This window comes from Chryseobacterium sp. JAH (assembly GCF_001507335.1).
Lineage (GTDB): Bacteria > Bacteroidota > Bacteroidia > Flavobacteriales > Weeksellaceae > Chryseobacterium.
The window spans coordinates 82,768-109,113 of record NZ_LMAH01000004.1 but is presented as its reverse complement, the minus strand read 5'-3'; the positions used below and the strand labels follow the sequence as shown (position 1 = coordinate 109,113).

Annotated in this window: 24 protein-coding genes; 12 read left to right on the top strand and 12 right to left on the bottom strand. The window is 35.5% G+C overall.

All coding sequences use genetic code 11. The features are described from left to right. Positions 1–6 precede the first annotated feature (6 nt). Positions 7–1,017, top strand: a complete 1,011-nt coding sequence (gene pheS / locus AR685_RS11250) for a phenylalanine--tRNA ligase subunit alpha (RefSeq protein ID WP_047446616.1) — start codon at positions 7–9, stop codon at positions 1,015–1,017. Between the two features lie 154 nt (positions 1,018–1,171). On the opposite strand, the gene AR685_RS11245 is transcribed toward pheS, so the two are convergent. Both AR685_RS11245 and AR685_RS11240 read right to left on the bottom strand, forming a co-directional pair. Further along, positions 1,172–3,604 carry a DUF5916 domain-containing protein gene (locus AR685_RS11245; RefSeq protein WP_059124623.1) on the bottom strand — a complete coding sequence of 811 codons (2,433 nt, stop codon included), beginning with the start codon at positions 3,602–3,604 and terminating at the stop codon, positions 1,172–1,174. A gap of 99 nt (positions 3,605–3,703) precedes the next feature. Beyond that, the gene (locus tag AR685_RS11240; protein ID WP_059124622.1) at positions 3,704–4,474 is read right to left on the bottom strand and encodes a DUF3108 domain-containing protein; all 771 of its coding nucleotides are present in this window, start codon (positions 4,472–4,474) and stop codon (positions 3,704–3,706) included. Between the two features lie 154 nt (positions 4,475–4,628). On the opposite strand from AR685_RS11240, the gene AR685_RS11235 reads away from it, so the two are divergent. Together AR685_RS11235 and AR685_RS11230 are read left to right on the top strand one after the other, a co-directional pair. Beyond that, a complete protein-coding gene (locus AR685_RS11235) occupies positions 4,629–5,684 on the top strand; it encodes an NAD(P)/FAD-dependent oxidoreductase (protein ID WP_047446609.1) in 1,056 nt (351 codons plus the stop codon). A 91-nt stretch (positions 5,685–5,775) separates the two neighbouring features. Then, entirely contained in the window at positions 5,776–6,105 is a 330-nt protein-coding gene (locus AR685_RS11230) for a 2Fe-2S iron-sulfur cluster-binding protein (RefSeq protein WP_047446608.1), read from the top strand. Positions 6,106–6,174: 69 nt separating this feature from the next. Here AR685_RS11230 and AR685_RS11225 read toward each other — a convergent pair whose 3' ends face one another. The 6 genes from AR685_RS11225 to AR685_RS11200 all read right to left on the bottom strand — a co-directional run bounded on the left by AR685_RS11225 (position 6,175) and on the right by AR685_RS11200 (position 10,337). Further along, entirely contained in the window at positions 6,175–6,414 is a 240-nt protein-coding gene (locus AR685_RS11225; RefSeq protein ID WP_059124621.1) for a hypothetical protein, read from the bottom strand. A 32-nt stretch (positions 6,415–6,446) separates the two neighbouring features. Further along, positions 6,447–7,028 carry a TIGR00730 family Rossman fold protein gene (locus AR685_RS11220; RefSeq protein WP_059124620.1) on the bottom strand — a complete coding sequence of 194 codons (582 nt, stop codon included), beginning with the start codon at positions 7,026–7,028 and terminating at the stop codon, positions 6,447–6,449. Positions 7,029–7,093: 65 nt separating this feature from the next. Then, complete coding sequence (locus AR685_RS11215) at positions 7,094–7,513, bottom strand: hypothetical protein (RefSeq protein ID WP_059124619.1); 420 nt, start codon at positions 7,511–7,513, stop codon at positions 7,094–7,096. Positions 7,514–7,522: 9 nt separating this feature from the next. Next, positions 7,523–8,968 (bottom strand): aminoacyl-histidine dipeptidase, encoded by a 1,446-nt coding sequence (locus AR685_RS11210; protein ID WP_059124618.1) that lies wholly within the window; start codon positions 8,966–8,968, stop codon positions 7,523–7,525. Between the two features lie 171 nt (positions 8,969–9,139). Continuing rightward, positions 9,140–9,631, bottom strand: a complete 492-nt coding sequence (locus tag AR685_RS11205) for a hypothetical protein (RefSeq protein ID WP_059124617.1) — start codon at positions 9,629–9,631, stop codon at positions 9,140–9,142. A 103-nt stretch (positions 9,632–9,734) separates the two neighbouring features. Beyond that, the gene (locus AR685_RS11200; protein ID WP_047446594.1) at positions 9,735–10,337 is read right to left on the bottom strand and encodes a hypothetical protein; all 603 of its coding nucleotides are present in this window, start codon (positions 10,335–10,337) and stop codon (positions 9,735–9,737) included. A gap of 174 nt (positions 10,338–10,511) precedes the next feature. Here AR685_RS11200 and recR point away from each other — a divergent pair, with 174 nt between their 5' ends. Together recR and AR685_RS11190 are read left to right on the top strand one after the other, a co-directional pair. Further along, positions 10,512–11,123: a recombination mediator RecR gene (gene recR, locus AR685_RS11195; protein WP_059124616.1), complete on the top strand. Its 612-nt coding sequence runs from the start codon at positions 10,512–10,514 to the stop codon at positions 11,121–11,123. 1 nt (position 11,124) lies between these two features. Then, positions 11,125–11,964 (top strand): glycosyltransferase family 2 protein, encoded by an 840-nt coding sequence (locus AR685_RS11190; protein WP_059124615.1) that lies wholly within the window; start codon positions 11,125–11,127, stop codon positions 11,962–11,964. A gap of 51 nt (positions 11,965–12,015) precedes the next feature. Here AR685_RS11190 and secG read toward each other — a convergent pair whose 3' ends face one another. From secG to AR685_RS11175, 3 genes are all read right to left on the bottom strand, one after another. Further along, the gene (secG, locus tag AR685_RS11185; RefSeq protein WP_059124614.1) at positions 12,016–12,366 is read right to left on the bottom strand and encodes a preprotein translocase subunit SecG; all 351 of its coding nucleotides are present in this window, start codon (positions 12,364–12,366) and stop codon (positions 12,016–12,018) included. Between the two features lie 122 nt (positions 12,367–12,488). Then, positions 12,489–14,534 carry a M16 family metallopeptidase gene (locus tag AR685_RS11180; RefSeq protein ID WP_047446588.1) on the bottom strand — a complete coding sequence of 682 codons (2,046 nt, stop codon included), beginning with the start codon at positions 14,532–14,534 and terminating at the stop codon, positions 12,489–12,491. A 52-nt stretch (positions 14,535–14,586) separates the two neighbouring features. Continuing rightward, positions 14,587–15,900 (bottom strand): M16 family metallopeptidase, encoded by a 1,314-nt coding sequence (locus AR685_RS11175; RefSeq protein WP_047446586.1) that lies wholly within the window; start codon positions 15,898–15,900, stop codon positions 14,587–14,589. Between the two features lie 156 nt (positions 15,901–16,056). Here AR685_RS11175 and AR685_RS11170 point away from each other — a divergent pair, with 156 nt between their 5' ends. The 7 genes from AR685_RS11170 to AR685_RS11140 all read left to right on the top strand — a co-directional run bounded on the left by AR685_RS11170 (position 16,057) and on the right by AR685_RS11140 (position 24,360). Beyond that, positions 16,057–17,925, top strand: a complete 1,869-nt coding sequence (locus AR685_RS11170) for a PAS domain-containing protein (RefSeq protein ID WP_047446583.1) — start codon at positions 16,057–16,059, stop codon at positions 17,923–17,925. Next, entirely contained in the window at positions 17,918–18,286 is a 369-nt protein-coding gene (locus AR685_RS11165; protein ID WP_047446581.1) for a response regulator transcription factor, read from the top strand. The genes AR685_RS11170 and AR685_RS11165 overlap by 8 nt, the downstream gene beginning before the upstream one ends. 289 nt (positions 18,287–18,575) lie before the next feature. Next, positions 18,576–20,906, top strand: a complete 2,331-nt coding sequence (locus AR685_RS11160) for an ATP-dependent helicase (protein ID WP_047446579.1) — start codon at positions 18,576–18,578, stop codon at positions 20,904–20,906. Between the two features lie 9 nt (positions 20,907–20,915). After that, positions 20,916–21,422, top strand: coding sequence for a hypothetical protein (locus tag AR685_RS11155; RefSeq protein WP_059124613.1), 507 nt, complete (start codon positions 20,916–20,918; stop codon positions 21,420–21,422). 156 nt (positions 21,423–21,578) lie between these two features. Continuing rightward, the gene (locus AR685_RS11150) at positions 21,579–22,733 is read left to right on the top strand and encodes a helix-turn-helix domain-containing protein (protein WP_059124612.1); all 1,155 of its coding nucleotides are present in this window, start codon (positions 21,579–21,581) and stop codon (positions 22,731–22,733) included. Positions 22,734–22,822: 89 nt separating this feature from the next. Beyond that, positions 22,823–23,359, top strand: coding sequence for a DUF3575 domain-containing protein (locus AR685_RS11145; protein ID WP_059124611.1), 537 nt, complete (start codon positions 22,823–22,825; stop codon positions 23,357–23,359). A gap of 179 nt (positions 23,360–23,538) precedes the next feature. Further along, entirely contained in the window at positions 23,539–24,360 is an 822-nt protein-coding gene (locus AR685_RS11140; protein ID WP_047446571.1) for an alpha/beta hydrolase, read from the top strand. A gap of 81 nt (positions 24,361–24,441) precedes the next feature. Here AR685_RS11140 and AR685_RS11135 read toward each other — a convergent pair whose 3' ends face one another. Next, complete coding sequence (locus AR685_RS11135) at positions 24,442–26,283, bottom strand: carbon starvation protein A (RefSeq protein WP_185096014.1); 1,842 nt, start codon at positions 26,281–26,283, stop codon at positions 24,442–24,444. Positions 26,284–26,346 lie beyond the last annotated feature (63 nt).

Sequence of the window (26,346 nt, the reverse complement as noted above, 5' to 3'; positions counted from 1 at the left end):
AAAACAATGACAGAAAAGATAGAAGAATTACTAATCGAAGTAAACGGCTTCAGTGCAACATCCAAAGATGAAATTGAGAATTTCAGAATTAAATATAATGGTAAGAAAGGAGTTTTAAATGATTTTTATGAATCGTTAAAAACCATTCCGAATGACCAGAAAAAAGATTTTGGACAGAAGATCAATTCTTTGAAACAAGCAGTAGCTGCAAAATTGGAAGATTTCAAAGCATCTTCTGAATCTTCTATAATTCTCGAAAAAGAAGACCTTACAAGACCTGCTTTTCCTTTAGAATTGGGTTCCAGACATCCGATCAATATTGTAAAAAACAGAATTATTGATATTTTTAAATCGATAGGTTTTGCTGTTGCAGACGGACCGGAAATTGAGGACGACTGGCATAATTTCACCGCATTAAATTTACCGGAATATCACCCGGCGAGAGACATGCAGGATACTTTCTTCATTGAGCAGAATCCTGATATCTTGCTGAGAACGCATACTTCTTCGGTACAAATCCGGTATATGGAAGAAAACCAGCCGCCGATAAGGATCTTATCTCCTGGAAGAGTGTTTAGAAACGAAGCAGTTTCTTCGCGTTCACACTGTATTTTCCATCAGATTGAAGGATTGTATATTGATGAAAAAGTGAGTTTTGCAGATTTGAAGCAAACGATTCAATTTTTTACAACCGAACTTTTCGGTAAATCAAAAATCAGAATGAGACCTTCGTACTTTCCTTTTACAGAGCCTAGTGCGGAAATTGATGTATATTGGGGACTGAACTCTGAGACCGATTACAGAATTACAAAAGGAACAGGCTGGTTAGAAATTATGGGTTGTGGAATGGTAGATCCTGCCGTTTTGAAAAATGTTAATATAGATTCTGAAAAATATTCGGGTTATGCTTTCGGAATGGGAATTGAAAGAATTACCATGTTGCTTTATCAAATGAGCGACATCAGAATGTTCTTCGAAAATGATATCAGAACACTAGAGCAGTTCAAATCATTATAATGGATTTAAACTTAAAATAAATTCAAATCCTGTAAATTAAGTTTACAGGATTTTCTGTAATATAACTGTAAATCTTGGTTTGTAGCAGATAAAAAAAAACTGAGCCTCCGAATTTTCGGAGGCTTTTGATTTTGAGATAAAGCTTTATTGCAGACTAACTTTTTATACTTTTCTTTTTTGTCCAGCCTTTTACCCTGTTATAATCTAAGAAGTAAGTCAGTTTTAAAGAAAAGTTATTTACCATCGCCTCATCGAAAAGAGTATTGTAATTATTTTTGACATTGAGTCTGGAAATATCTAGGTAATTCGATGTCGCATTTCTATAGAGTACAGTCATCTGACTTCCCGGAGCAAACCACCATGAAAATCTTAAGTCGACATTCCAAGCATTATAAGTTCCATTTAAATTTTTCGAAAAATCATAAGTTTCGGCTAAGGTTCCATCCTGATTAAGTGTGTAAAACTGTTTGTAAGTAACATCTGAAAAATAATGACGGAATGTGAAAGTAAGCGCCATTTTTTCATTAAAAGTATATTTGGAAGTCAAAGCATTTTCGTACGTATTTCTCTGTCTTCTACCGATGTAAATTTCACTGTCGCTTTTTCCAGCAAATCCTGTTTCGTTATTGCTGAAACTTGGATTAAAGCTCCAATTGACATTAAAACGGTCTGAAAACCTGTAACGCAATCCGAAATTGGTAAAAACCTGATTTCTGCCTTTTTCATCAAATGCATAATAATCTATAGTGAAATTATATTGCAGCTTTTTTCTGCTGTCACTTTCAAACCAAACCCAAGAATCAAAATATCCGGGAATTTTGAGATGTCTGCCGAAAGTTCTCGGTTCGTAAATATCGTTCTGTCCGAAAGGTGTAAATTCGATACCACCGCCAAATACTCTGAACTGCTTGTCTGTGAAGCTGTTATTGTTATTGAATACAAAATTAGAGTTTAAGAAAGGCTCCAGTCTGTGAAAATAGTTCAGATTAAAATTTAAATAAATATTGTTGAATTTTTCAGTGGGTTGTAAAATTCTGTAGCCGTACCACGCATTATAATTGGCAAAATTTGTTCTGGTTGAAAATCCCACGTCATTGATGTCCCAATCTTTTGTGGTAACATTTCCGTTGAGTGAAAAACGGTTTTTTCCGGCTATTTTTTCAACGCCTACTTCACCGCGCGTTCCGAATTTTGTATTATCATCCATTACCCAGCTTCCTTTTACGCTTCCAAAAGTTTTGTACGTATTCTTTTTATTGATAAGGTCCCAAAGAAGGCCTGTAGAATTGGCATCACGAAAATTTCCGTTTCTGGTGACGTTGGTATTGACTAAAGAAACGGATGAATTTACACTGAATCTCTGATCAAAAACCAGAATATTATAGTTACTCCAGGGTTCTACCACTTCTTTTCTGATTGCTCCGGTTTCAGAATTTAAAATGGAGGCTTCCATTTTTTGAGTGATCCCATTGAAAAAACCTATTCCCAAACCTTTATTTGTTCTTCCGGAAATTTTAAAAGCATTAAACAGCTTTACCTTTGAAGGATATTCCAAAACTTCTTCATGTTCGCTGATTATGGGATATTTTGAAGGCTCTCCACCGACCCTTCTCGAGTAAAACATCCCACCTTTGTTAAATAATTCTGTTCCTTCTGTGAAAAAAGTTCTTTGTTCAGAAAATTGCTGCTCAAAAGGAGTAAGATTCAAAATAGAATTATCAAAATTAGCCTGTCCAAAATCTGGAATTAAGGTCATGTCGAATGTAAAAGCATCGTTGATTCCGTACTTTACATCCATTCCACCATTAAAATTTGCCGTTGTTTTTCCTTCAAAGTTATTTACATAGGTTGAAAAATAAGGAGTAAAAGATAGTCGGGTAGGAGGATTGATGTCTTCTATCCCAAGCAAAACACCGTCGAACAGCGTGTAAGAGTTTTTGGCGTTGTCAACAAAATTCCAATCATACGAAGCTTTTATTCTTTGGATTCTCCGGAACATATTCAATCCCCACTCCTGTACATTGCTTTTCGGAAATCTTAGTTCAGAATAAGGAATTTTCATTTCTACCGACCAGCCAGTATCATTTATTTTTGCACCGCTGTACCAGATAGAATTCCAACTGTCGTCTTCTCCGTCTGAAGTTATTTTGGCATCAAACTGTACACCTGCTGCGGTTACTACAAATTCTAGACTTTGCTGTTTGTCATTATAACCATTCAGAGTAACACCGAAAAAATCGTCATTACTGATTCCGTCTCGCTCTGTTAACTCTTTAGCAATTTTCGTAGGTTCTGGATCATACATTTGGGCGCCAAAATAAATTCCTGTGTCATCATATAAAATTCTAACCTCAGTCCTGATGGAATCTGCTTGTGGCTTCCCGTTATTGGGGTTTCGTTCGATGAATTGAGTTGAGACAGGAATGTTTTGCCATTCAACATCATCTAAAATTCCGTCTATTTTGGGCGTAGAGGATGTTTTACGAATAGTGATCTGTTTTCTTTCAATATGATTGACTTCTTTTTTCTGTGAATAAGCAGTACAGGAGAAGAGTAATGTTAATATAATGAGCGCTTTGTATTTCATGGTGAGTTTTCTTAAAAATATAACAACTCAGAATTTAAAAATATTACATGAAATAAAAAATGCCTGTAAAAAGTTACAGGCATTATGTACATTGATCGTCTATTTGGTAAATTTTAAAGGATACTTTACGTTTTTGTAATTGTCGATGCTTGCTTTGAGTGATCCCACTGCTAATTCGGCTTTTAGAAGTAAGGGTATGTGATTCGCGTCGTTAGAAACCCACATTGTTACTCCTTCTTTTTCTTTGAAAACCCTACCGCTTTTTACTGATGGAATAATTTTTAAGGCATTAATCGTTCCGAATTTAGTCTTTAAATTTTCAGTTCCCACAACCTTAAGCTGAAACGGAAACATCTCATCATCAATCCATACATTCATGTTAAAAACAGTTCCTGTTTTGAGTTCGGCAGGTGTTTTACTTCTTAAAAAATAAAAGCAGGACAGCATATCCTGAACTGCCTTAACAGATTTTATTGTTTTAGAACCATTTGCAGGTGTTTTTTTATCCGTTAAAATTAGGGTGTTGTTATCATGATTAAAAACCGTCTGCAAATGCTGTGAGTAGCTTCCCTCTTTTACATTCCTTACATAAAAGCTGGGCAGCTCCGTCTGCATATTGATGTAGCTTTCGTACAAATCTTCCACTTTAAAAAAAGCTTTCACAGCTCCACTTGTAGAACCTGTACCTTTTACATATAAGTGAGGAATACCTTTGTAGTTTACTTTCTTTGCTGTAAGATTCGCTGATCCTGCAGTTAAAAAACCATAGTGAATTCTAAGTGTTAAAGATTCTCCATCATTGATATTTGTAATCTGACTTTGACCAAAAAAGAAAACAAATATTGCCGTTATATAAAGTAATTTCTTCATAATTTAAATTTTACAAAAACACTGCCAAATAAAAAGGAGGTTTTATACGTACGAGATTTGATAAATCTCAGTTTTTTATTTAATCTCAATTAAATATGCTTCGCATTAAAATTAGTAAATTTGCAGTTACATACAATTAAATTATCATCATATTATGATTACTACAGATATATTAATTATCGGAGCTGGACCAACCGGACTTTTTGCTGTATTTGAAGCAGGTTTGTTAAAAATGAAATGCCATATCATTGATGCACTTCCTCAACCTGGAGGGCAGTTGGCTGAGTTGTATCCTAAGAAACCGATTTTTGATATCCCTGGTTACCCTTCTGTAAATGCGGGTGAGTTGGTAGATAATTTAATGGAGCAAATCAAGCAGTTTCAACCTGGTTTTACTTTGGGAGAAACCGCAGTTTCTTATAAAAAAGTTGATGAAGAATGGTTTGAAGTTGTTACCAATAAAGGAACTGTTCACAGATGTAAAGCCATTGCAATCGCAGGTGGTTTAGGAACTTTCGAGCCTAGAAAACCTACCATGGACAATGTTGCTGACTATGAAGAGAAAGGTCTTGAATATTTCGTAAAAGAACCTGAGCATTTCAGAAACAAAAAAGTAGTAATCGCCGGAGGTGGAGATTCTGCATTAGATTGGAGCGTTTTCTTATCAAACGTTGCAAGTGAGGTAACATTGATTCACAGAAGAAATGAATTCCGCGGAGCTTTAGATTCTGTAGAAAAAGTTCAGGATTTAAAAAATCAGGGTAAAATTAAATTAATTACTCCTGCAGAAGTTACGGCAATCAAAGGTGACGGAAAGGTAGAAGCTATCACTGTTGTAAGAGACGGTGAGGAAGCATTTGATATTGAAACAGATTATTTCATTCCATTATTTGGGTTAACACCAAAATTGGGCGAAATTTCACAATGGGGATTAAATATCGAGAAGAATGCTATCGTAGTCAATAATGCTTTAGATTATCAGACCAACATCGAAGGAATTTACGCAATCGGTGATATCAACACGTATCCGGGGAAATTGAAATTGATTCTTTGTGGTTTCCATGAGGCGACTTTGATGTGTCAAAGCGTTTACAACAGATTAAATCCGGGTAAAAAATTCGTCCTAAAATATACAACGGTAAGTGGAGTAGATGGTTTCGATGGTAGCCGTAAAGAAGCTGAAAAAGCAGTTGTAAAGAAAATAGATTAATTTGGTTTTTAGGTTTCAGTTACCAGTGTTTTAGTGCATACTTTTCTAAAAACCATCAACCATCAAATTTTAACTATCAACGATTATCAAAATGAGCGATATAAATATAAGAATCACAGACAGGGAAGGTTTAATCCACGATATCGTAGCTCCTACAGACATGTCTATGAATTTGATGGAGATCATCCGTTCGTATGAATTGGCTGAAGAAGGAACCATCGGGGTTTGCGGCGGAATGGCGATGTGTGCCTCATGTCAGGTTTACGTCATCAAAGATCCGGGACTTGAGCCTATGGGTGATGAAGAAGATGCAATGCTGGGTGAAGCATTCCATGTAGAACCCAACAGCAGATTAGGATGCCAGCTGCATATGGCGATGGATATGGAAGGCCTTGAAGTGGCGATTGCACCATATCCTTAGAGATCATTAGATAAAAAATATAAACTCCCGAAAATTTTCTCGGGAGTTTTTTGTTTTTTCAAGTCGATATTAATAAAATTCTTTAGCATCAGGAAAGATCTTATGTTCAATAACACTTTGGGTGATTTTGCCAAGTAAGATGAACAACTGAATACTCTCCATTATCCATTTCAAATAATACATGATCGTTATCTTGCCTGCAAGCGACAGTTTTTGTTTGTTTCCCTTTAAAATATGATCATTATGTAATTCAATGTGTAATTGTTGAGATAAATCCTGAGCGGTAAAATACCATGGTTCAGGTAGCATAGATGGTTGTTCTATTTTTAGATAAGTTATGATTAAATGCCTTCATTAGAAATCCACTTCCCGACCGTCGGAGCCTGATAATTTCTCATCTTTCCCAAAAGTTCATCGATATCATCACTTACCAAAAGCATTTCTTGGTTGATCTGTTTTAAAAAACCTTTGTCAACCATCGTTTTAACGAATCTAATTAAATCATCATAAAATCCGTCAATATTCAGAATTGCAATTGGTTTTTTGTGAAGCCCGAGTTGTGCCCAGGTAATCATTTCGAAAAACTCTTCCAGAGTTCCGTAACCGCCGGGAAGTACAATAACACCGTCACAGAGGTCATTCATTTTGGTTTTTCTCTCATGCATACTTTCTACCAAAATCAATTCGGTAAGTTGAGTATGCGCAATTTCTTTTGACTGTAAAAAATGAGGAAGAACACCGACTGCTTTTCCGCTTTCAGATAAAACGCCGTCTGCGACCGCACCCATCAATCCGACATTAGCGCCGCCGTAAATAAGTTGTATATTTTGTTTTGCTAAAGTCTGTCCGAGCAAAGTTGCCTGATCTTTAAATTTTTCATCCGAACCGAAACTCGATCCGCAGAATACGGTGATACTTTTCATGAAATTTAATTTTTAAAAAAATATCCAAAATCAAAAGACTTTGGATATTAAATGTAGTATTTATTTTACATTTTGCTCATTTCCCAAGAACCTATTGTCGGAAACGAAAGATATAGTTGCATATTATAAAAACTAAGTCCTCCCTTCATTTTCCATATGCCTGAAAAAGTATCTTTCTGATCTGAAACACCCGAATAATAAATAGGTTTGTGCTTTTTCTTGGCAACTTCGATTCTTTTGTTATGATTCAAAACAACAGTTTTAATAGGCATTTTCTTAATAAAATCGATGGTCTTTCCACTGATTGTACCTTCTACTGTTCCTATACCTTTTGTTCCGAAATATTCATCTTTGTCTTCAATTGTTCCAGAAAAATTTTCACCATCAAACTCTTTTATTTCTAAGAGAAACTCAACTTCTTTGTTGTTGAATTTCATATCTTTTTTCAGTTTGTATTTGTATTTTCCTTTCCAGATTCCAAGCATGAGTTCAGTTTATTTATGAGGAATATTTGCTAAAATATCCTTCGTAAAACTCCAGAATTTCTGTGTTGAAGAAATGTTTGCTTTTTCATCCGGAGAATGTGCTCCTCTGATGGTTGGCCCGTAGCTTACCATTTCCATCTCAGGATAATTGGCACCGATAATTCCGCACTCTAAGCCTGCGTGACAAGCAACTACGTGAGGTTTTTCTGCAAATTTTTCAGTATAGATTTTTTCCATCATCTGAACGATTTCAGATCCCGGTTTTGGTTTCCATCCAGGATAAGAACCGCTGAATTCTACGTTCATTCCTGCCAATTCCGATACTGATTTTAATTGTTCAGCGACAGAATCTTTAGAAGAATCTACTGATGATCTAGAAAGGTTTAATATTTTCAGACCACCTTCTTTTAGTTCTACTCTTGCTACGTTGTTTGATGATTCTACCAAATCCTGAACGTCAGGGCTCATTCTGTAAACACCGTTGTGAAGAGATTTTAAGACCAAAACAATTTTCTTTGAATCTTCCTGAGAAAGCGCTTTGTCAGAACTTGTAGAATTTTCAATATTGATCTGAAGTCCGGCTTCGATGGAAGCAAACTCTTCTAAAATTTCTTTTTTAATTCCTTCGGTTACATTTTCAATAAACTCTCCTGAATTTCTCACTGAAATCAAAGCCACAGCTTCTCTCGGGATGGCATTTCTCAAACTTCCGCCGTCGATAGAAATCAACTGTATATTTTCGTTTGCTAAACCTTTGTATAAGATTCTTCCCAAAATAATATTGGCATTTCCGAACCCTTTATGAATATCCATTCCTGAGTGACCGCCTTGCAGACCTTTTACTTCAATTCTTACGATTTGTCCGCTGGAAGCTTCTGTAGAATAATTTTGGTTTATGGTAACATCAATTCCACCTGCACAACCGATGTCGATCTCATCGTCTTCTTCTGTATCTAAATTTAGAAGAATCTGTCCGGTCAATTGTCCGGGTGTTAAGCCTAGAGCTCCGGTCATTCCTGTTTCTTCATCAATCGTAAATAAAGCTTCCAAATCAGGATGTGGAATGTCTGTGCTTTCAAGAACCGACATGATGGTTGCTACACCTAAACCGTTGTCTGCCCCTAACGTCGTTCCTTTTGCTTTTACCCATTCACCGTCAACTTCCATCTGAATTCCCTGCGTTTCAAAATCGAAATTCACATCATTGTTTTTCTGGCAAACCATATCCAGATGCGATTGCATCACGATTGATTTACGGTTTTCCATTCCTGATGTGGCTGGTTTTTTAATGATGACATTTCCTACTTCATCAACTGTAGTTTCTAAACCTAAATTTTCACCGAATTCTTTGATAAAAGCGATTACTTTTTCTTCTTTCTTTGACGGTCTCGGAACAGCATTCAATTTGGAAAAATTCTTCCAGATAATCTGCGGTTCTATGTTTGATAGTTCCATAAAATTTATTTTGACCAAAATTACGAAATCGCTATGATTTAGAAACGAAAATACCAACTAAAACTAGGAGATTGCATATGACAAATAAAAATAGATAAATAGATCTGAAATAAAAATGCTCCCGAAATTCAGGAGCAGTATTTTTACTAGAAGCTAGAAGCTAGAAGCTGTTTAGCATCCGCATTCTCCATAGATTGGCATTGTCGTGATGCTTCCGTCCGGTTTTTCAATAGTTAATGTACCTTCAAACAATAAAACTTCTTCGTGTTTTATCTTTTTACCTTTGACGGAGATTTTATAGTTCTCATTTTCAATTTCTTTGGTCAGTTCTTCATCCACTTCCATATCGCTTGAGGAAATCAAATTCATAGCGATTCTTTTTCCGTCGAGTTTCATATAAGCTGTTTTTCCTGCATCGTCGGCATAAATATATTTTTCGTTTTCGAAATCTGCTTTATTTCTTGCAAAATAGCAAGAGCATTCTTTGATTTCTTTAGGAAAAGGAAATACATCAACCAAAATGCTGGCAGGTTGAGAGTCTGTCTTTGCAGAATCCTGAATGATATGTACAGAATCTTTATCTGTTGGATTAGTAACGGTTTCTTTTTCCTTTTTACAGGCAATAAGCATAAAAGCTGAAAATAAAATGATTAGGTATTTCATCTGTTAAAGTTTTTTCCGGGGTCTAAATTATTTAGGATGTTTTTGAACAATCATGACTTCAAAATGTAAGCCAGTTGCCAAAATGAAACCGCCAAAAGCTGTATTATCCTCTAGCTCTTTCAAGCAATACCATCATCAATAAAGATAGAACCACTAAACTTTCGTCTTCGTCGTCAATATCAACCATTCTATCAAGCTGAAATCTTCTTCCGAACATCGACGGCATTTTTTTTAGCTTAAAATATTCTTTTCCGTCCATGTCTTTTACGGTATACGATGGATTCAGGAAATATCCGGTAAACATTCCGATAATTGGGATTTCACCAACCATTCCGTCGAAAAATTTAACCCAAGCATTATCTTCTGTAATGGTGAATTTTTGCTGATCTGCTTCGTCTAAAACGTTGTAGGAAGACTTCCAGATAGAACGCATTCCTTTTCTTGCCAATCTACCAAAGTTTTTTCCTATCGTATCTTTAATGGAATAAGACGCATTAAAATCGATCCATTGGTTTGCCTGAATCCTGAAAAGTTCTTTGGTTTTGCTTTCGTCATTGAAAACAATAACATCTTCCTTCAGTTTAAACATTTTCTGACGAACGTATGCGACAGAGTTTCCATTTTTGTCTGTAATGTTAAAATCGCTGGCAAGAGTGGTGATTTTGAATTTAAAATCCAGAGGATAGTTAAGATTGTTAAGAATCATTTTAGTTATTTTTCTGTTTAATATTTTGATGATCAAAGATAATGGTTTATGGAGAATTTTCAGTTTAAAAATACAGGATTTTATAATTTAAAATATATTCAGATCTGAGTTGGAAAATATTTTGCTGGTCGTTCAAAGGTGGGAAAATTAAACTATAATTCTTATTTTTGTCTTATGGAATATCCTAGTAAAGTATTGGCAAAAGCAGTAGAGGAAATCTCGGGACTTCCCGGCATTGGAAGGAAAACGGCTTTGCGTTTAGCGCTTCATTTACTTAAGCAGCCCAATTCCAGAGCGACAAGTTTAGGAACGTCAATCATCAATTTGGTGAATGAAATTAAATACTGCAAAGAATGCCACAACTTTTCCGATTTTGATATTTGTGAAATCTGCAGCAATGAAAAACGCAGCGACGAACTGATTTGTATCGTTGAAGATGTACGAGATGTTATCGCCATAGAAAATACGGGAAAATACAGAGGCAAATACCTGATTCTTGGCGGAAAAATATCTCCCATGGAAGGTGTAGGACCTCATCAGCTGAATATTCCCAGTATTGAAAAGAAATTGCAGCAAGGTAATGCCAAAGAGTTTATTTTTGCTTTAAGTGCTACAATGGAAGGTGATACAACCGCTTATTATATTTACAAAAAATTCAAAAATTCTGGCATTCAATTTTCAAGTATTGCTAGAGGGATTTCTGTAGGTGATGAATTGGAATATGCCGATGAAATTTCTTTGGGAAGATCGATCACCAATCGACTTCCGTATAACGAAAAAGATTAAAATGACTACAAAGCTTTCAATCATTATCGTTAATTATAATGTGACTCAACTTCTGAGGAACTGCCTTTGTTCTATTGAAAAATATGGGGAAAGTGTAGATTATGAAATCATTGTTATTGATAACAAATCTACTGACAGTTCGTGGGGTGATCTTATTCCTGAATTTCCAAAAGTCAAATTTATTGCTTCGGAAGAAAACGAAGGCTTTGCAGTTGCCAATAACAAAGCAATCGAAACTGCTGAAGGAGAATATCTTTTGATTTTGAATCCGGATACAGAATTAGAAGCTTTTTATTTAAATAAAATTCTAGATTTTGCTGATTCTAAAAGTAATTTCGGATGTCTTGGCGTAAGAATGCATGATGCCAACGGAAATTTTCTACCGGAAAGCAAACGTTCAGTGCCTGATATGTTTAATTCTTTTGAAAAACTCTTCACCAATTTTAAAAAGAAAAATTCAAAATCATATTACAGAAATGATATTGACGAATTTGAAATTACAGAAGTAGAAGTCATCACAGGAGCATTTTTTCTTGTTAAAAAAGAAGTTTATAAAAAAGTGGGCGGACTTGATGAAAAGTATTTCATGTATGGTGAAGACATCGATTTGTGCTATACTTTACTTAAAAATGGTTGTCAAAATTACTATTACGGAGAAGCGTCAATCTTACATCACAAAGGCGAAAGCACGATAAAAGATGAGGTTTATCTCGAAAGATTTTACGGAGCGATGCAGATTTTTATTGATAAATATTATCGTGATACAAAACCGTTGCAATACTCATTTCTAAAAGCCGGATTAAAGTTAAGACATAAGATAGAGCTCATTAAACTCAAATAAAAAAGCAACTCAATTTGAGTTGCTTTTGTTTTATCTTAAATAAAGTATTTCTTATTTAGTCGCCGGAGTACTTACCGGAGCTGTCGTTTTAGAAGCTGGAGCTGTTTGATTAGCTGGAGCTTCTGTTTGGGTAGGAGCTGTAGGAATAACCGGAGCTGCTTGTTTAGGTTTCCCTGTAACAACTACGCTGATTAAGATAAGAACGATAATTACCGCTCCTAAAGTCCATGTAGACTTCTCCATAAAGTCGTTGGTTCTTTGTACTCCGAACTGTGCAGAAGATGCACCTCCGAATGTACTTGAAAGACCGCCACCTTTAGGGTTTTGCGCCATAACAACGATTACCAATAAAATGCTGGCAATCATAATAAGAACCATCAATAGTGTAAATATAGTATCCATTAATTCTAATATCTTTTTGAATGGGCAAATTTAATGTTTTTTTACAGAACCGCAAAATAAAGATTTCACTAAAAACAAAAAGCGGCAACAATTGTTGCCGCTTTTTAATGATATCTGTAATCTTATTTGAAATCAGTGTCTTTAGCCTGATTCACTTCGTAAGATTTTACATTCATGGTCATGTCCATACCCATTTGATTAACAGTAATCGTATAAGGCATTTTCACACCAGAAACATCTTTATAATTAGAATATACAGTAGGAACAGTCATTTCCTGACCCTGCTGTTTTACAGTTTCAGTTTCTCCTGTTTTAAGACCGGTTTTTACGCTGTAGTAATATGCTTTGTCGGCATTTTTAATAGCATATGAATCTTCTCCACCAATTTTTTCAATTCCTGCCAATTTGTAATCTGCAGACTTAGCAAAACCTAATTCTTCGAAAAGCTCAGTATTCTTAAGGTTATCAGCGATTTCTTCTTTAGTCATGGCAACTTTTTGCCCTTGTTGCTCAGAGAATCCTGTTTTACCGTCAAAAACTTGTTTCTGAAGGGTCATTGCTCCCATCGAAACGATATTAAGTTCTTTTCCACCTTGAGCTTTTACAGTTTTAAAATCAATAGTTTGACCTTGCATAGACATTGAAGCTGTCATTGTGTAAGAAGAAACTTTAGCAATATTTGCCTTTCCACCGATAGCAGTAATATATTTATCGACAACTGACGCTACTGTTACGTTGGCGTCAACTTTTTGAGCAACTGGTTTTGCAACAGGATTAGCGTTGGCATCAAAATATTTTACAGGATATCCTAATTTTTCCAATCCTTCAGAAATATCAGACGCTTTACCAGCGATGAAAATTCTGCTTTGGTTTGGTAAAACATTCGCTTTTACAGCATTTGAAACATCAGCTGCCGTTACTTTATCTATTGACTTCAGATAGTTGGTATAGAAATCAGCAGGAAGATTGTTTACCTTTTGGTTTACGGCAAATCTGGCAATCGTTGCAGGTTGCTCAAGAGCCATGATGAAACTTCCTTTCAATTTAGCTTTGGCATTAGCCAATTCTTCAGGTTTTACCGTAGAGATTCCATTTAATTCATTCATGAATTCTTTTACAGCCTTATCGGTAACTTCATTTCTTACGCTTGCTTCAGCTGAAAACTCAGGAGAATATTTGCTTGCCGTCATGCTAGAATATGCACCATAAGTAAAACCGTTTTTCTCACGAAGGTTCATGAAAAGTCTGGCTTCACCACCACCTCCAAGGATGTAGTTAGCAATGGTTGCAGGGAAGTAATTTGGATCACTCATCTTCAATGAGTTAAGGTTTCCTACAGAAACTACAGACTGCACGGCAGAAGGTACATCTACTATGTTGATTTCAGTTTTAGCAACATTCGCAGCTGGTTCAAGAGCAGCGAATTTAGTATCCGCTTTTTTCCAGTTGTTGAATGCTTTTTCCACCAATGGCTTGATCTGATCTAATTTTACATCACCTACAATTACCAAATAAGCATTATCTGGAGCGTAGTATTTTTTGTAAACATTTTGCACATCGGCTAATGTGATTTTTTTGACAGATTCTTCTGTTTCAAATTCACCTCTGGATGTATTTTTTCCATAAGCCAATGCATTAGAAACTCTTGATGCAATAGACGAAGCGTTTTTCTCTTCAGATTTTAATCCTTCAATTGTTCTTTGTTTAGCTGTTTCAATTTCTTCTGCAGAGAATTTAGGATTAATGATGGCATCAGACATTAAAGTCAATACCTGCGGAAAGTATTTTGAAAGAGAATTGGCAGAAGCTCCGGCAGAAGAGAAATTTAAACTTGCTCCCAAATAATCAATCTTTTTGTTGAATTCGTCTTTGCTTAAAGTAGTTGTTCCGTTATCCAGCTGGCTTGCCATGATTTCGCTCACCCCTGCGATATTCCCCTCGTAATAAGGTTGTCTGTCCATCGAAAGGCTCATGTTTACTCTTGGTAATTTGTTGTTTTCAACGACCATTACCGTTAAACCGTTCTTTAACTGGAAAGTTTTTGGTTGTGCAATGTTGATGGCAGGCGTAGGACCTGGTTTTGGCATTGCATTAAGATCAATTTTTTGTGCAGAAAGCATTCCTGTGAATAAAAATGCTACTGCTATATATGTTAATTGCTTTTTCATTTGTAAAAATTTAATTTTAATAATTCTTTTAAAACGTAAGGTCTAAAAGAGATTATTTTTTTTCAGGTACGTAATTGATGATTACTCTTTGGTTTGAATTAAGATACTTCTTAGCAGCATTTTGCAAATCTTGCTTCGTAATAGATTTGTAGATGTCTATTTCTTTGTTGATTAAATTGGTATCTCCCATCAAAACGTGGCTTGTCGCCAATGAAGAAGCAATCCCCTGAATGCTTGAATTGGTATTCACAAACTGATTCTCATATTGGTTTTGAAGTTTTTGATAATCTTCGTCAGAAATTAAAGTAGTCTGTACTTTTTTAATTTCAGCATCGATGTCATTCTGTAAAACCTGCTTCGTTGTAGCTCCCATTGGGATTGCAAAGAATGCAAAAACGCTGTAGTCTTCCATACCTTGGTTGAAAGCCGCTACCTGAAGTGCTTTTTTATCCTGATCTACCAATTTTTTGTATAAAACTGAAGATTTACCGTTACTTAAATAAGAAGAAAGCATATCTAAAACGTAAGCATCTCTCTCTTTGTTGCTAGGTGTTCTGTATGCAAAGATATAAGCTGGAAGCTGAATGTTTGCATCAGTAGCAGTTACTTCTTTCTCTTTTGTTATCGGCTCGTCTTTAGGGAAGTTTTTAGGAGTTACAGTTCCTTTAGGAATACTTCCGTAGTATTCAAGAATCCATTTTTTAGTTTGCTCAGGTTTGATGTCTCCGGCAACCACCAAAGTAGCGTTGTTTGGAACATAATATTTTTTATAGAAAGCTTTGAACTCTTCTAGTTTTGCACCATTCAAATCGTCAATAGAACCAATTACAGAACCGTGGTATGGGTGATTGGTGAAAAGATTTTGTTGAATCGTGTTAAAAAGGTTTCCGTAAGGCGAGTTATCCATTCTTAATCTCTTCTCTTCTTTTACAACCTCTCTCTGAGTGTCAACACCAATTTGGTTAATTTCAGCATGACGTAATCTTTCTGCTTCCATCCAAAGACCTAATTGTTCATTGTTTGAAGGGAAAGTTTCATAGTAATACGTTCTGTCCATGCTTGTGTTGGCATTGTTCTGCCCTCCGTTTGAAGAGACTATTTTAAACCATTCTCCTCTTTTGATATTTGGCGTACCTTCAAATAAAAGGTGCTCAAAAAAGTGAGCAAAACCAGTTCTTCCTTTAACCTCATCTTTTGCACCTACATGGTACATTACCGCTGTAGTAACTACAGGAGCAGAATTATCTTGGTGAAGAATTACGTGCATACCATTTGGTAAATCATACTCTTCGAATTTGATTTGTTGTGCATTCAGCATTACTCCAAAAAAAGCAGCAGCTGCAACACTAAGAAGTCGTTTTTTCATAAATAGAAATTGTTTTGTCAATGAGTGTCAAAAATACATGAATTGTTACAAATTTTTAATAAAATTTTGTAGTTTTAAAAGATGGAATCTGAATTTGATTTTTACTACAACATTCTTCCATTTTAAGAATTAATTTCAAAGAGCAATATACACGTCATGAAAAGTTTTTTAGAACAAAATGTATCGCTGGGTTCATTGATTACATTGTTTAGCCAAGCTCCAGTGGCAATGTGCTTGTTGATTGGCGATGACCTCATTATACAGAATGCCAATCCGCAGATTTTAGAATTGTGGGGACGTGATTCTTCTGTAATAGGTAAACCTCTGTTTGAAGCCTTACCTGAAGTGAGATCTCAGGGGTTTATGGAGATCTTTGATAACGTGTATGGAAGAGGTGAAATTTTCAAAGGAGATAAACTTCCGGTTTTTTTAGAGAAATCGGGGATATTAGAAGAGCATTTTTTCAATTTTATATATTCCCCGGTGTATAATGATGAAAAGAAAATCATAGGGGTAAGTGTTGTCGCAACGGAAGTTACCAATCAAGTAATTTCCGAAAGAAAATTAATGGAAAGCGAATACAGGTTTGAAGATTTAATAAAAAATTCAGATTACTCCACAGCAATTTATCGTACAGATGAATTATATATAGAGTTGGCGAATGATTTAATGCTTAAAACCTGGGGGAAAGATGCCTCTGTGATTGGGCTTAAACTGGAAGATGCCTTGCCGGAACTGGAAGGTCAGCCCTTCATTGCTATTCTTAAAGATATTTTTAAAACAGGGAAAACTTATACAGCTACAGAAGATCAAGTAGATTTAGTGGTTGACGGAAAACTACAGAGTTATTATTTTAATTTTTCTTATAAACCTCTTAAAAATGCTAATGGTGAGGTGTATGCGATACACAATATGGCAGTTGATGTTACCGATTTGGTCATTGCCCGTCAAGAAATACAAAAAAGAGAAGAAAGATTCAGAGACTTGGCAGATTCAATGCCACAGTTTGTATGGACTTGTGATAAAGATGGAGAAGTGACCTACATGAATGATAATTGGTATAAGTACACGGGTTTCGATAGAAATGAAAAACCTTCCGAAGGATTCAAAAGAGTGCTTACTCCAGAAGTTCATGCAAAGGTTGAAGCTGTTTGGGCAGAAAGTGTGAAAAACGCTACACCTTTTGAAATGGAATATCAATTTATAGATCTCAAGAATCACGGAGAATATCGTTGGTTTCTGGGACGGGCAATTCCTACCTATGATGAAAATGGCGATGTATCACAATGGATTGGTACATTTACCGATATCGATGATTTCAAGCAGTTGCAGACCCAAAAAGATAATTTCCTAGGAATTGCAAGCCACGAATTAAAGACTCCTTTGACGAGTTTAAAAATCTATACACAGTTTATCGAAAAAAATCTCATAAAAAAGGATGATCTGAAAAATGCTGAGGTTGCCAGAAAAATGGATGGTCAAATTGATCTGCTCACCGTTTTAATCAGTGATCTGCTTGATGTAACCAAAATACAGAACGGTAAAATACAGCTGAATGAGTCTGAATTTGATTTTGATCAACTGACCGAAGAAATTGTAGCGGAACAACAAATGACTTCAAGGCACAAAATAATTCTCCACCCATCTTATATCGGAAATGTGTATGCAGACCGACATCGGATTTCTCAGGTGATGAGTAATCTGATCAGTAATGCAGTTAAATATTCTCCTGATGCCGACCAAGTGATTGTAGCAACCGAATTGAAGGATAATATGGTTACGTTCAGTGTAAAAGATTTTGGAATTGGAATTCCTTCAGACAAACACAATAAAGTTTTTGAACAGTATTACAGAGTAAGTGGCTCTAAAGATTATACTTTCCCCGGGCTTGGGCTTGGGCTCTATATTTCTTCTGAGATCATCAAAAGATCTGAGGGGCGCATCTACGTATCTTCCACAGAAGAAAAGGGGTCTGATTTTTGCTTCGAAATTCCCAAAAGAAAAAAAATACAACAAAATGCCTAACGCAACAAAAGTTTTAGTAGTAGATGATAGTCCTGCAATCGTAGATTCGATAGAGATGATGCTTGATTTTGAAGGATTTGAGATTGAAAAATTTTATAAAGGCTCAGATATGCTGAAGACATTACATGCAGATTCTAAACCTAATGTGATTTTAATGGATATGTGGCTTTCCGGAGAAGACGGGAGGGATATTTGCAAAGAAATCAAAGCAGATGAAAATTTAAAAGATATTCCTGTATTGATTATGTCAGCAAGTCGAGGCCTGGAACAGTCAGCTTTGGATGCGGGAGCAGATGCATTTATTGCAAAACCCTTTGACTTAGGAGATATGGTAGATAGATTGAAAACGTACGCCAAATAAATTTAAAATATAATGAATCAGCGGAATTTTATTTTGCTGATTTTTTTTGCCATAAATTTCGATAATCTATTGTGAAAATTTAAGCTGCTAGGATAATATAAAGTAAGTTGTGCTTAAAAAGTTTTAGAAATTAAAAAGAAAAACAAAAACCATTTTTAAAATTTAGCATTATAATTCGTGATTTCGTGGCGACAAACATCTAGAACTTAAAATATGCCAAGTTCAATATTCATCATTTGAATTCTCCTTATAATACACTAATTTTGTGTTCCCAAATTTTTTTTGCTGTATGGATTATCTGAAAGGACTCAACGAATCACAATATGAAGCTGTTACCACGTTACAAGGACCTCTAATGGTGCTTGCAGGAGCAGGTTCCGGTAAAACGCGTGTACTAACAATGCGTATTGCTCATTTGATTACTAACGGTGTAGATCCTTTCAATATTTTGGCATTGACCTTTACCAATAAAGCGGCAAAAGAAATGAAAGAACGTATTGCCAAAGTGGTGGGACAAAGCAATGCGAGAAGCTTATGGATGGGAACATTTCACTCAGTTTTTGCAAGAATTTTGAGAAGTGAAGCGCATTATTTAGGTTATCCATCAAACTTTACAATTTACGATCAGCAGGATGCTTTGAACGTCATTAGGAAAGTATTGAAAGACATGAATATCGATGCCGACCTATACAAACCTAAAAAAGTTCAGGCGAGAATATCAAATTATAAAAATAATCTGATCACCGTAAAGGCATACTACAACAATCCTGAATTAATGGAAGCTGACGAAAAGGCCAATATGAAATTCATAGGAAAAATTTACGAAAAATATGTAGAAGCCTGTTATAAAAACGGCTCAATGGATTTTGATGATTTATTGCTAAAAACCAATGAATTGTTAACAAGGTTTCCTGAAGTTTTAGCAAAATACCAAGACAGATTTAGATATATTTTGGTGGATGAGTACCAGGATACGAACCACTCTCAGTATTTAATAGTAAAAGCCTTAGCTTCAAAATTTGAGAATATTTGCGTGGTGGGAGACGATGCACAGTCGATTTACTCTTTCCGTGGTGCAAATATTTACAATATTTTAAATTTCAAAAAAGATTATCCGGATGCAGTGACGGTTTCTTTGGAACAGAATTACCGCTCGACACAAAATATAGTGAATGCTGCAAATGTGGTGATCGCTAAAAACCTGCAGCAGTTTAAGAAAAACGTTTTCAGTGAAAATGAAGTAGGCGAAAAAATCAAGGTGTACCGTTCGCTTTCTGATGCAGATGAAGCCAATTTCGTAGCCGGAAATATTTGGGAACTGAGCAACAGAGAGCAGAAAAAGTTCAGTGATTTTGCGATTTTGTACCGTACCAACTCTCAGACAAGAGCCTTTGAAGACTCTTTGAGAAGAAAGAATATTCCTTATAAAGTATATGGAGGTTTGTCTTTTTACCAAAGAAAAGAAGTTAAAGATCTGATCGGATATCTTCGTCTTTTGGTGAACGAAAATGATTCTGAAGCTTTAATGAGAATCATCAATTATCCGACAAGAGGAATTGGTGAAACCACTCAAAATAAATTAATCGTTTTTGCAGATTCGCAAAATCTTCCGGTGTCTAAAGTTTTAGACAATTTGGGAATATATGCGCCGCAATTGAAATTCAACAACGGTGTTTTAACCAAACTGAGCGATTTCTGGTCAATGATCAAAGCGTTTCAGGTTTTGCTGAAAACGGAAACAGCCTATAGTGTTGCAATGGAAGTGGCTAAGCGAAGCGGTTTGATTAAATTTTTAAAAGATGACCAGACTCCTGAAGGAATTTCGCGTGTTGAAAACGTGCAGGAATTAATGAACTCGATGCAGGGTTTCATCGAAGAGCAGCAACAGATTGAAGATGGTGACCCAAGTCTACCGAACTTCCTTGAAAACATTGCACTTTCTGCAGATACTCAAAGAAAAGATGATAATGAAGACATGGTTTCCCTGATGACCATTCACCTTTCAAAAGGTCTTGAATTTCCGGTTATTCACTTGGTTGGCTTAGAAGAAAATCTTTTCCCAAGTTTTATGAGTTCGGCAACCCGAGAAGATTTGGAGGAAGAAAGACGTTTGTTTTATGTTGCTTTAACTCGAGCTGAAAAACAGGCATTTTTCTCATACGCAGTGTCACGTTTCCAATGGGGGAAAATTACCGATGCTGAACCATCCAGGTTTTTGAGTGAAGTGGATGAAGAATATATTGAATTTTTAAATCCTGCCATAGAAAAGAGATTTATCAACAACGCAGGGATTACTTCCAATATTTTTGATGAACATCCTTCCGAAATGAAGAGCTTCAAAAAAATCGAAAAGAAAACAATCTCGAAAACGGAAAGTGATAAACCGATTGCCGAACCGAGAAAGCTAAAACCTGTGGCCACTGCAAAAATAATCAATCCAAGCGGAGCTTCTTCGCAGGATATTGAAGTCGGTGACAAAGTGAGACACGACCGTTTCGGAATTGGTGAAGTGAAATTTTTGGATGGAACTGATCCTCAGAATATCAAAGCAAAAGTGGTTTTCCTTCATGAAGGTGAGAAAAATTTGATTTTGAAATATGCGAAGCTGACGAAGATTTAATCAAAACCCATGAAACATAAGATGATTATTTTGTTGATTCTATTTTTGCTTATCAATTGCAAAAAGAAAGAATTTGAACAATTTGATTTTACTTATGGAAATACTTTTGAGACAAGTTTTTCGATAAAATTTAATACAGATATTGATTCAGTTTTTATACGTGAACATTGGTCACCGAACGACACGAAGGCTGCTTTGAGTAAAACAAATTATGTATCCAAACTTAGTAAGTTTCAAAAAAAGAAATTAGACAGCTTTATTGAAAACGTCAACTTTAAGATGTACGATACATTATATTTTGAAAATTATCAAGATGGAGAACATTACAGCTTTTACATAAATAATGATGATTTAAACAAAACAATTTGGGTTCACAGTAGTCATGCTCCTAAGAGTTTAAGTGATTTTTCAGAATGGATTTATAAAACTAAAAAATCATTAAAGCTTACTGAAACTTCTAAAATATTTGAGTTTAAAAGTAAAGCTCAGGAATTAGAACCTCCAAAAGTTTCATAGATAAATCACATTATTTTCAAGATTATTCAAATCGAAAAATAACAAGCCATTCTGCCTAACTCATGTTTCAATTCCTTAAAAAAAGTTAATCTATAAAACTTCTATTAGTAATTCACGCGAATGAGCTATATTTAAAACCTATTTTAGCTTTACAAATTGATTTACACAACACTTTTAAATATCGCTGTTTTTCAGGGAATGATCTTAGGCTTAGTTATCTTGAAATCTGCTCTTTTCAACAGTAAATCCAATAGATATTTAGCATTTTTACTGTTCGTACTCTCAATTGTGTTGCTGAATTATGTTTTTGAAATTCAGGGTGTATTTCAAACATATCCATTATTACGTTTTTTAGACAATATCGACTGGATATTCCTTTTACCTGCTTTCATATTTCTGTTTATTATCAACCGCATTGATGATAATGTGAAAAGCCGACAAAAAACGTATTTGTGCTACATACCATTTGTCTACAACAGTATTCTAAATACAATAATTTGTCTTGATGTTGTTGCGGGGATTTATAAAATTCCGGATTCTTACATGTCAATTATTAATATTCTGCAGATAATTCAGCTTGCCATGGCTGTCTTTTTTATCATGTTTCTGCCTTTTTACTCTTATTCCATGATTCAGTATTTAAAAGATTTCCGGGAGAAAAAATGGATCACCATATTATTGACAATCCTGTATTTATTGTTAACTGTCTGGTTGACAACTTACCTCACTGGGCTGTTTTTTCAATCTGATATTTCTTCTACGATGAGTGTTTTGGCTTTGGCTGCAACGTTTATCATTCATTGGACAGCTTATATTGGAATTTATAAATATAAACTGGCGAAAAATAAAGAAGCTATTTATAATTTTTTAAACAACGATTTAGCAATGTCGACAGTTCATTTGGGAATTACGGAAGATAGCTTAGCAGAAGAGGTTATCACCACAGGGGATTATCGGGAATCAATTACTGCAGATAATATTTATTTTCAGAAACTGGAAATTCTTTGTAGAGAGCAGTATATTTATACGGACAGTACACTCAACAGAGAGAAAGTAGCCGAGAAACTGGGAATAAGCGCAGGCTATGTTTCACAAATTATAAATGTGGTGACGGGAGATAATTTTGCTCATTACATCAATCGGTATCGGGTGGAATCTGTGAAAGAAATGATTTCAAATCCTGAATTTGAAAACTACAATCTGTTGACGATGGGATTAGAGGCTGGGTTTACCTCTAAAACAACTTTCTATAATTCTTTTAAAAAAGTAACTGGTCAAACACCAAATGAATATAAAAACAATGTTAAATAAGTGCCATTTTATACAGTTTTAAGCTTTTGAAACCTGTTTTAATTTTGATTAAATGAGTTTTGCACTCAGATATTTAAAATTACTTTTTTATGAAAAACAAACTTTTAGCACTCATTATTTTATGCACTTTTTATTCTCTTAATGCTCAGGAAACTGATGCAGATCCTTACCAGAAAAACAATGAAATTAAAGTGAATCTTTTCACGCCACTAACCGGAGCAGTTGAGGTAGGATATGAACGATTTCTTAACAAAAACACCTCAGTAGGTATCTCCGGATTTTTTGTTTTTGACAATAGAAAAGAGGAGGATATGAATTATTATATTTCCCCATATTACAGATATTATTTTGGTAAAAAATATGATTCTGGTTTTTTTGCAGAAGGTTTTGGAATGTTCACATCCATAGACGGAAAAAAAATCTATTCTGCAGATCATTTGACATTTACTGAGAATACAGATGTTAATGATGTAGCATTAGGTGCGGGTTTGGGTTGGAAGTTAGTCACCAAAAAAGGTTTTGTTTGCGAAGCTAATGCAGGTTATGGAAGACTTATTTTTAATGCAGACAAAACAGATCATGATCAGGTGCTGAGACTGGGATTGAGTATTGGCTATCGTTTTTAGGATAGATTATTTTAGCAAAATAGTTTCAGTTCGCTCTGAAAAAATTATTAGACTAAATCTGATGTTCAAATCCTTATGACTGTTGGGATTTGTCTCTGTTTTTGTATTTTATTTTTTCCTCGAAAAGCAGAATCCTTAGGAAATTTAATTGTGTATATTTAAAAATCAAAATATTCAAAATGAAAAAACTCCTCCAACTATTCTTGATCGCCATTATATCCGTTCAAATTTACGCACAGGAATATCAAACTATTTCCAACGTTCATTATTATGATGACAAAACAGATAGATCCGACGCTTACATCAACGAAAGATGTGTTTTGGATATTTATGTCCCGAAAAATGTAAAGAATTTTTCAACCATCATCTGGTTTCATGGTGGCGGAATTACGGGAGGGGAAAAACACATTCCGGAAGAACTCAAAAATAAGGGAGTTGCCATTATTGCTGTCAATTACAGGCTTTCACCCAGGGTAAAAGCTCCGAAATATATAGAAGATGCTGCTGCTGCAACCGCGTGGGTTTTTAATAATATTAAAAAATACGGCGGAAGTGAAGATTTAATTTTCATTACCGGTCATTCTGCGGGCGGATATCTTGCTTCGATGGTAGGTTTGGATAAATCTTATTTAAATAAATATAAAATTGATGCAAACAGGCTTGCCGGAATTATACCGTTCAGCGGACAGATGATCAGCCACTTTACCACCAGAAAAGAAAAAGGAATTGAAGAACTTGATGCCAGAATCGATGAAATGGCTCCTCTTCATTTTATCCGTGCTGATGCATCACCTTTGCTTTTAATTACTGGTGACAGAGAAAAAGAACTTCTTGGCAGATATGAAGAAAACGCTTACATGTGGAGAATGATGAAACTGAAAGGCCATAAAGAAACGGTTTTATATGAGTTAGACGGTTTTGATCACGGCGGAATGGCTCATCCTGCTTTTCCTTTGCTTTTGAATGAGATTAAAAGAGTTGAGAAACTTAAGAAAAATTGATATTTTAAAATTAAATAAAGCTTTAAAAAAGAAGAGACGCAAAATCAAATTGCGTCTCTTTTTTTAATATTAATTTACAAATTATCTCTCTACCAATTCCTTCACAGTCTCACCATAAAAATCGGTGTGCGAAGTCTTCACCTGTAACAGCTGATACCATTTTCTGAATGCTCCCACGAAAACCACAAGCATCAGAACCATCGCAACAACCGCCAAAGTCGCCAGTAAATATTGCTGTTTTGGAATATAAATATCCATCACCTGAATGTAGCCTGCCCAAAATGTAATAATCGCCATAAAAACTCCCGGAATTGCCGAACAGAGCGCATATTTTCCTCGATTGAGACGAATAAGCATTGTCGTACAGACGATTAATCCACAAGCGGCGAGCAATTGATTACTGATTCCGAAGAGTGGCCAGATGCTGCTTACATTTCCGGTAAAAACAAGATAACCCCAGGCAAAAGTGAACAGTAAACTGCTGATGATAATTCCCGGTGTCCAATTCTTATCATTAAATTTAGGAATCACAGAACCCAACATTTCCTGTAGAAAGAATCTTCCTACTCTTGTTCCCGCGTCGATTGCGGTCAAAATAAATACCGCTTCAAACATAATCGCAAAGTTGTACCAATATGCCATCAGCTGATCCATGTATGGGATTTTGTTGAAAATATGAGCCATTCCGACTGCCAAAGAAACGGCACCTCCGGTTCTTCCGTGCAAATCAATCCCGATTCTTTCTGAGAAATAATCAATATCAACACCGTGTAAGTTTGGATGTGTTGCTAAGAATGCATCGTAAGTATCTTTTGGGGTGTTGATGGCAAAATAATCTCCAGGCATTAGTGTACATGCTGCAATTAAAGCCATTAAAGCCACAAATCCTTCAACCAACATTGCTCCATATCCCACGAATAGAATTTCTTTTTCTCTGTTCAGCATTTTTGGAGTTGTTCCAGTCGCAATTACAGCATGAAATCCAGAAATTGCTCCACAAGCAATAACAATAAAAATAAATGGTAAAACAGGACCGCCAATAACGGGGCCACCACCGTTTATAAATTCTGTAAGAGCGGGCATTTGAATGGTTGGGTGAATTACAATCACTCCAATAGCCAACATGATAATCGTTCCGATTTTTAAATAGGTTGAAAGATAATCTCTAGGAACCAAAAGCAACCAAACAGGAAGCACAGAAGCTAAAAATCCGTATAAAGGAATGGCTATTGAAATGGTTTTGATGTCCCATGTAAACATATTATTCATCGTCTCATTCTGCATTAAACTGTGTCCGCCGATAATTCCTGCAATCAACAGAATGCCACCGAGAATACTTGCAAAAGTGACCGAGTTTTTTCTGTAACGCATAATCAGTCCCATAATGATGGCGATCGGCATGGTGATAACAACGGTAAATAATGACCATGAAGCTTCGTGCATCGCATTGATACAGGCTAATGATAATCCTGCAAGTGTTAGAATTAATATGAATAAAATCGCAAAGCCGGCAACAGTTCCTGTGGTCTTCCCAATTTCTTTGGATGCTATAGTCGCTAAACTCTGTCCTTTGTGCCGAACCGATGCGAAAAGAACCACCATATCGTGAACTCCACCTCCCAGAACACAGCCAATTAAAATCCAGATGGCACCGGGAAGATAACCGAATTGTGCTGCCAAAACGGGTCCTACTAATGGTCCTGCCGCTGCGATAGCTGCAAAGTGATGTCCGAAAAGCACATTTTTGTTGGTTGCGACATAATCTTTTCCGTCTGCAAATTCTACGGCTGGCGTTGTGTTTTTATCATTCAAACGGAGCACTTTGTTCGCTAAGAAAATTCCGTAAAAACGGTAAGCAATTGCAAAGATGAGCAGTGATGTGAACACTAAAGTCAGTGCATTAATTCCATTTAGAAATTCCATATCCTTTTAGTTTAATATAAATAAATAATTAGGGTTTTTGCTATTTTATTATTAATAATGTAA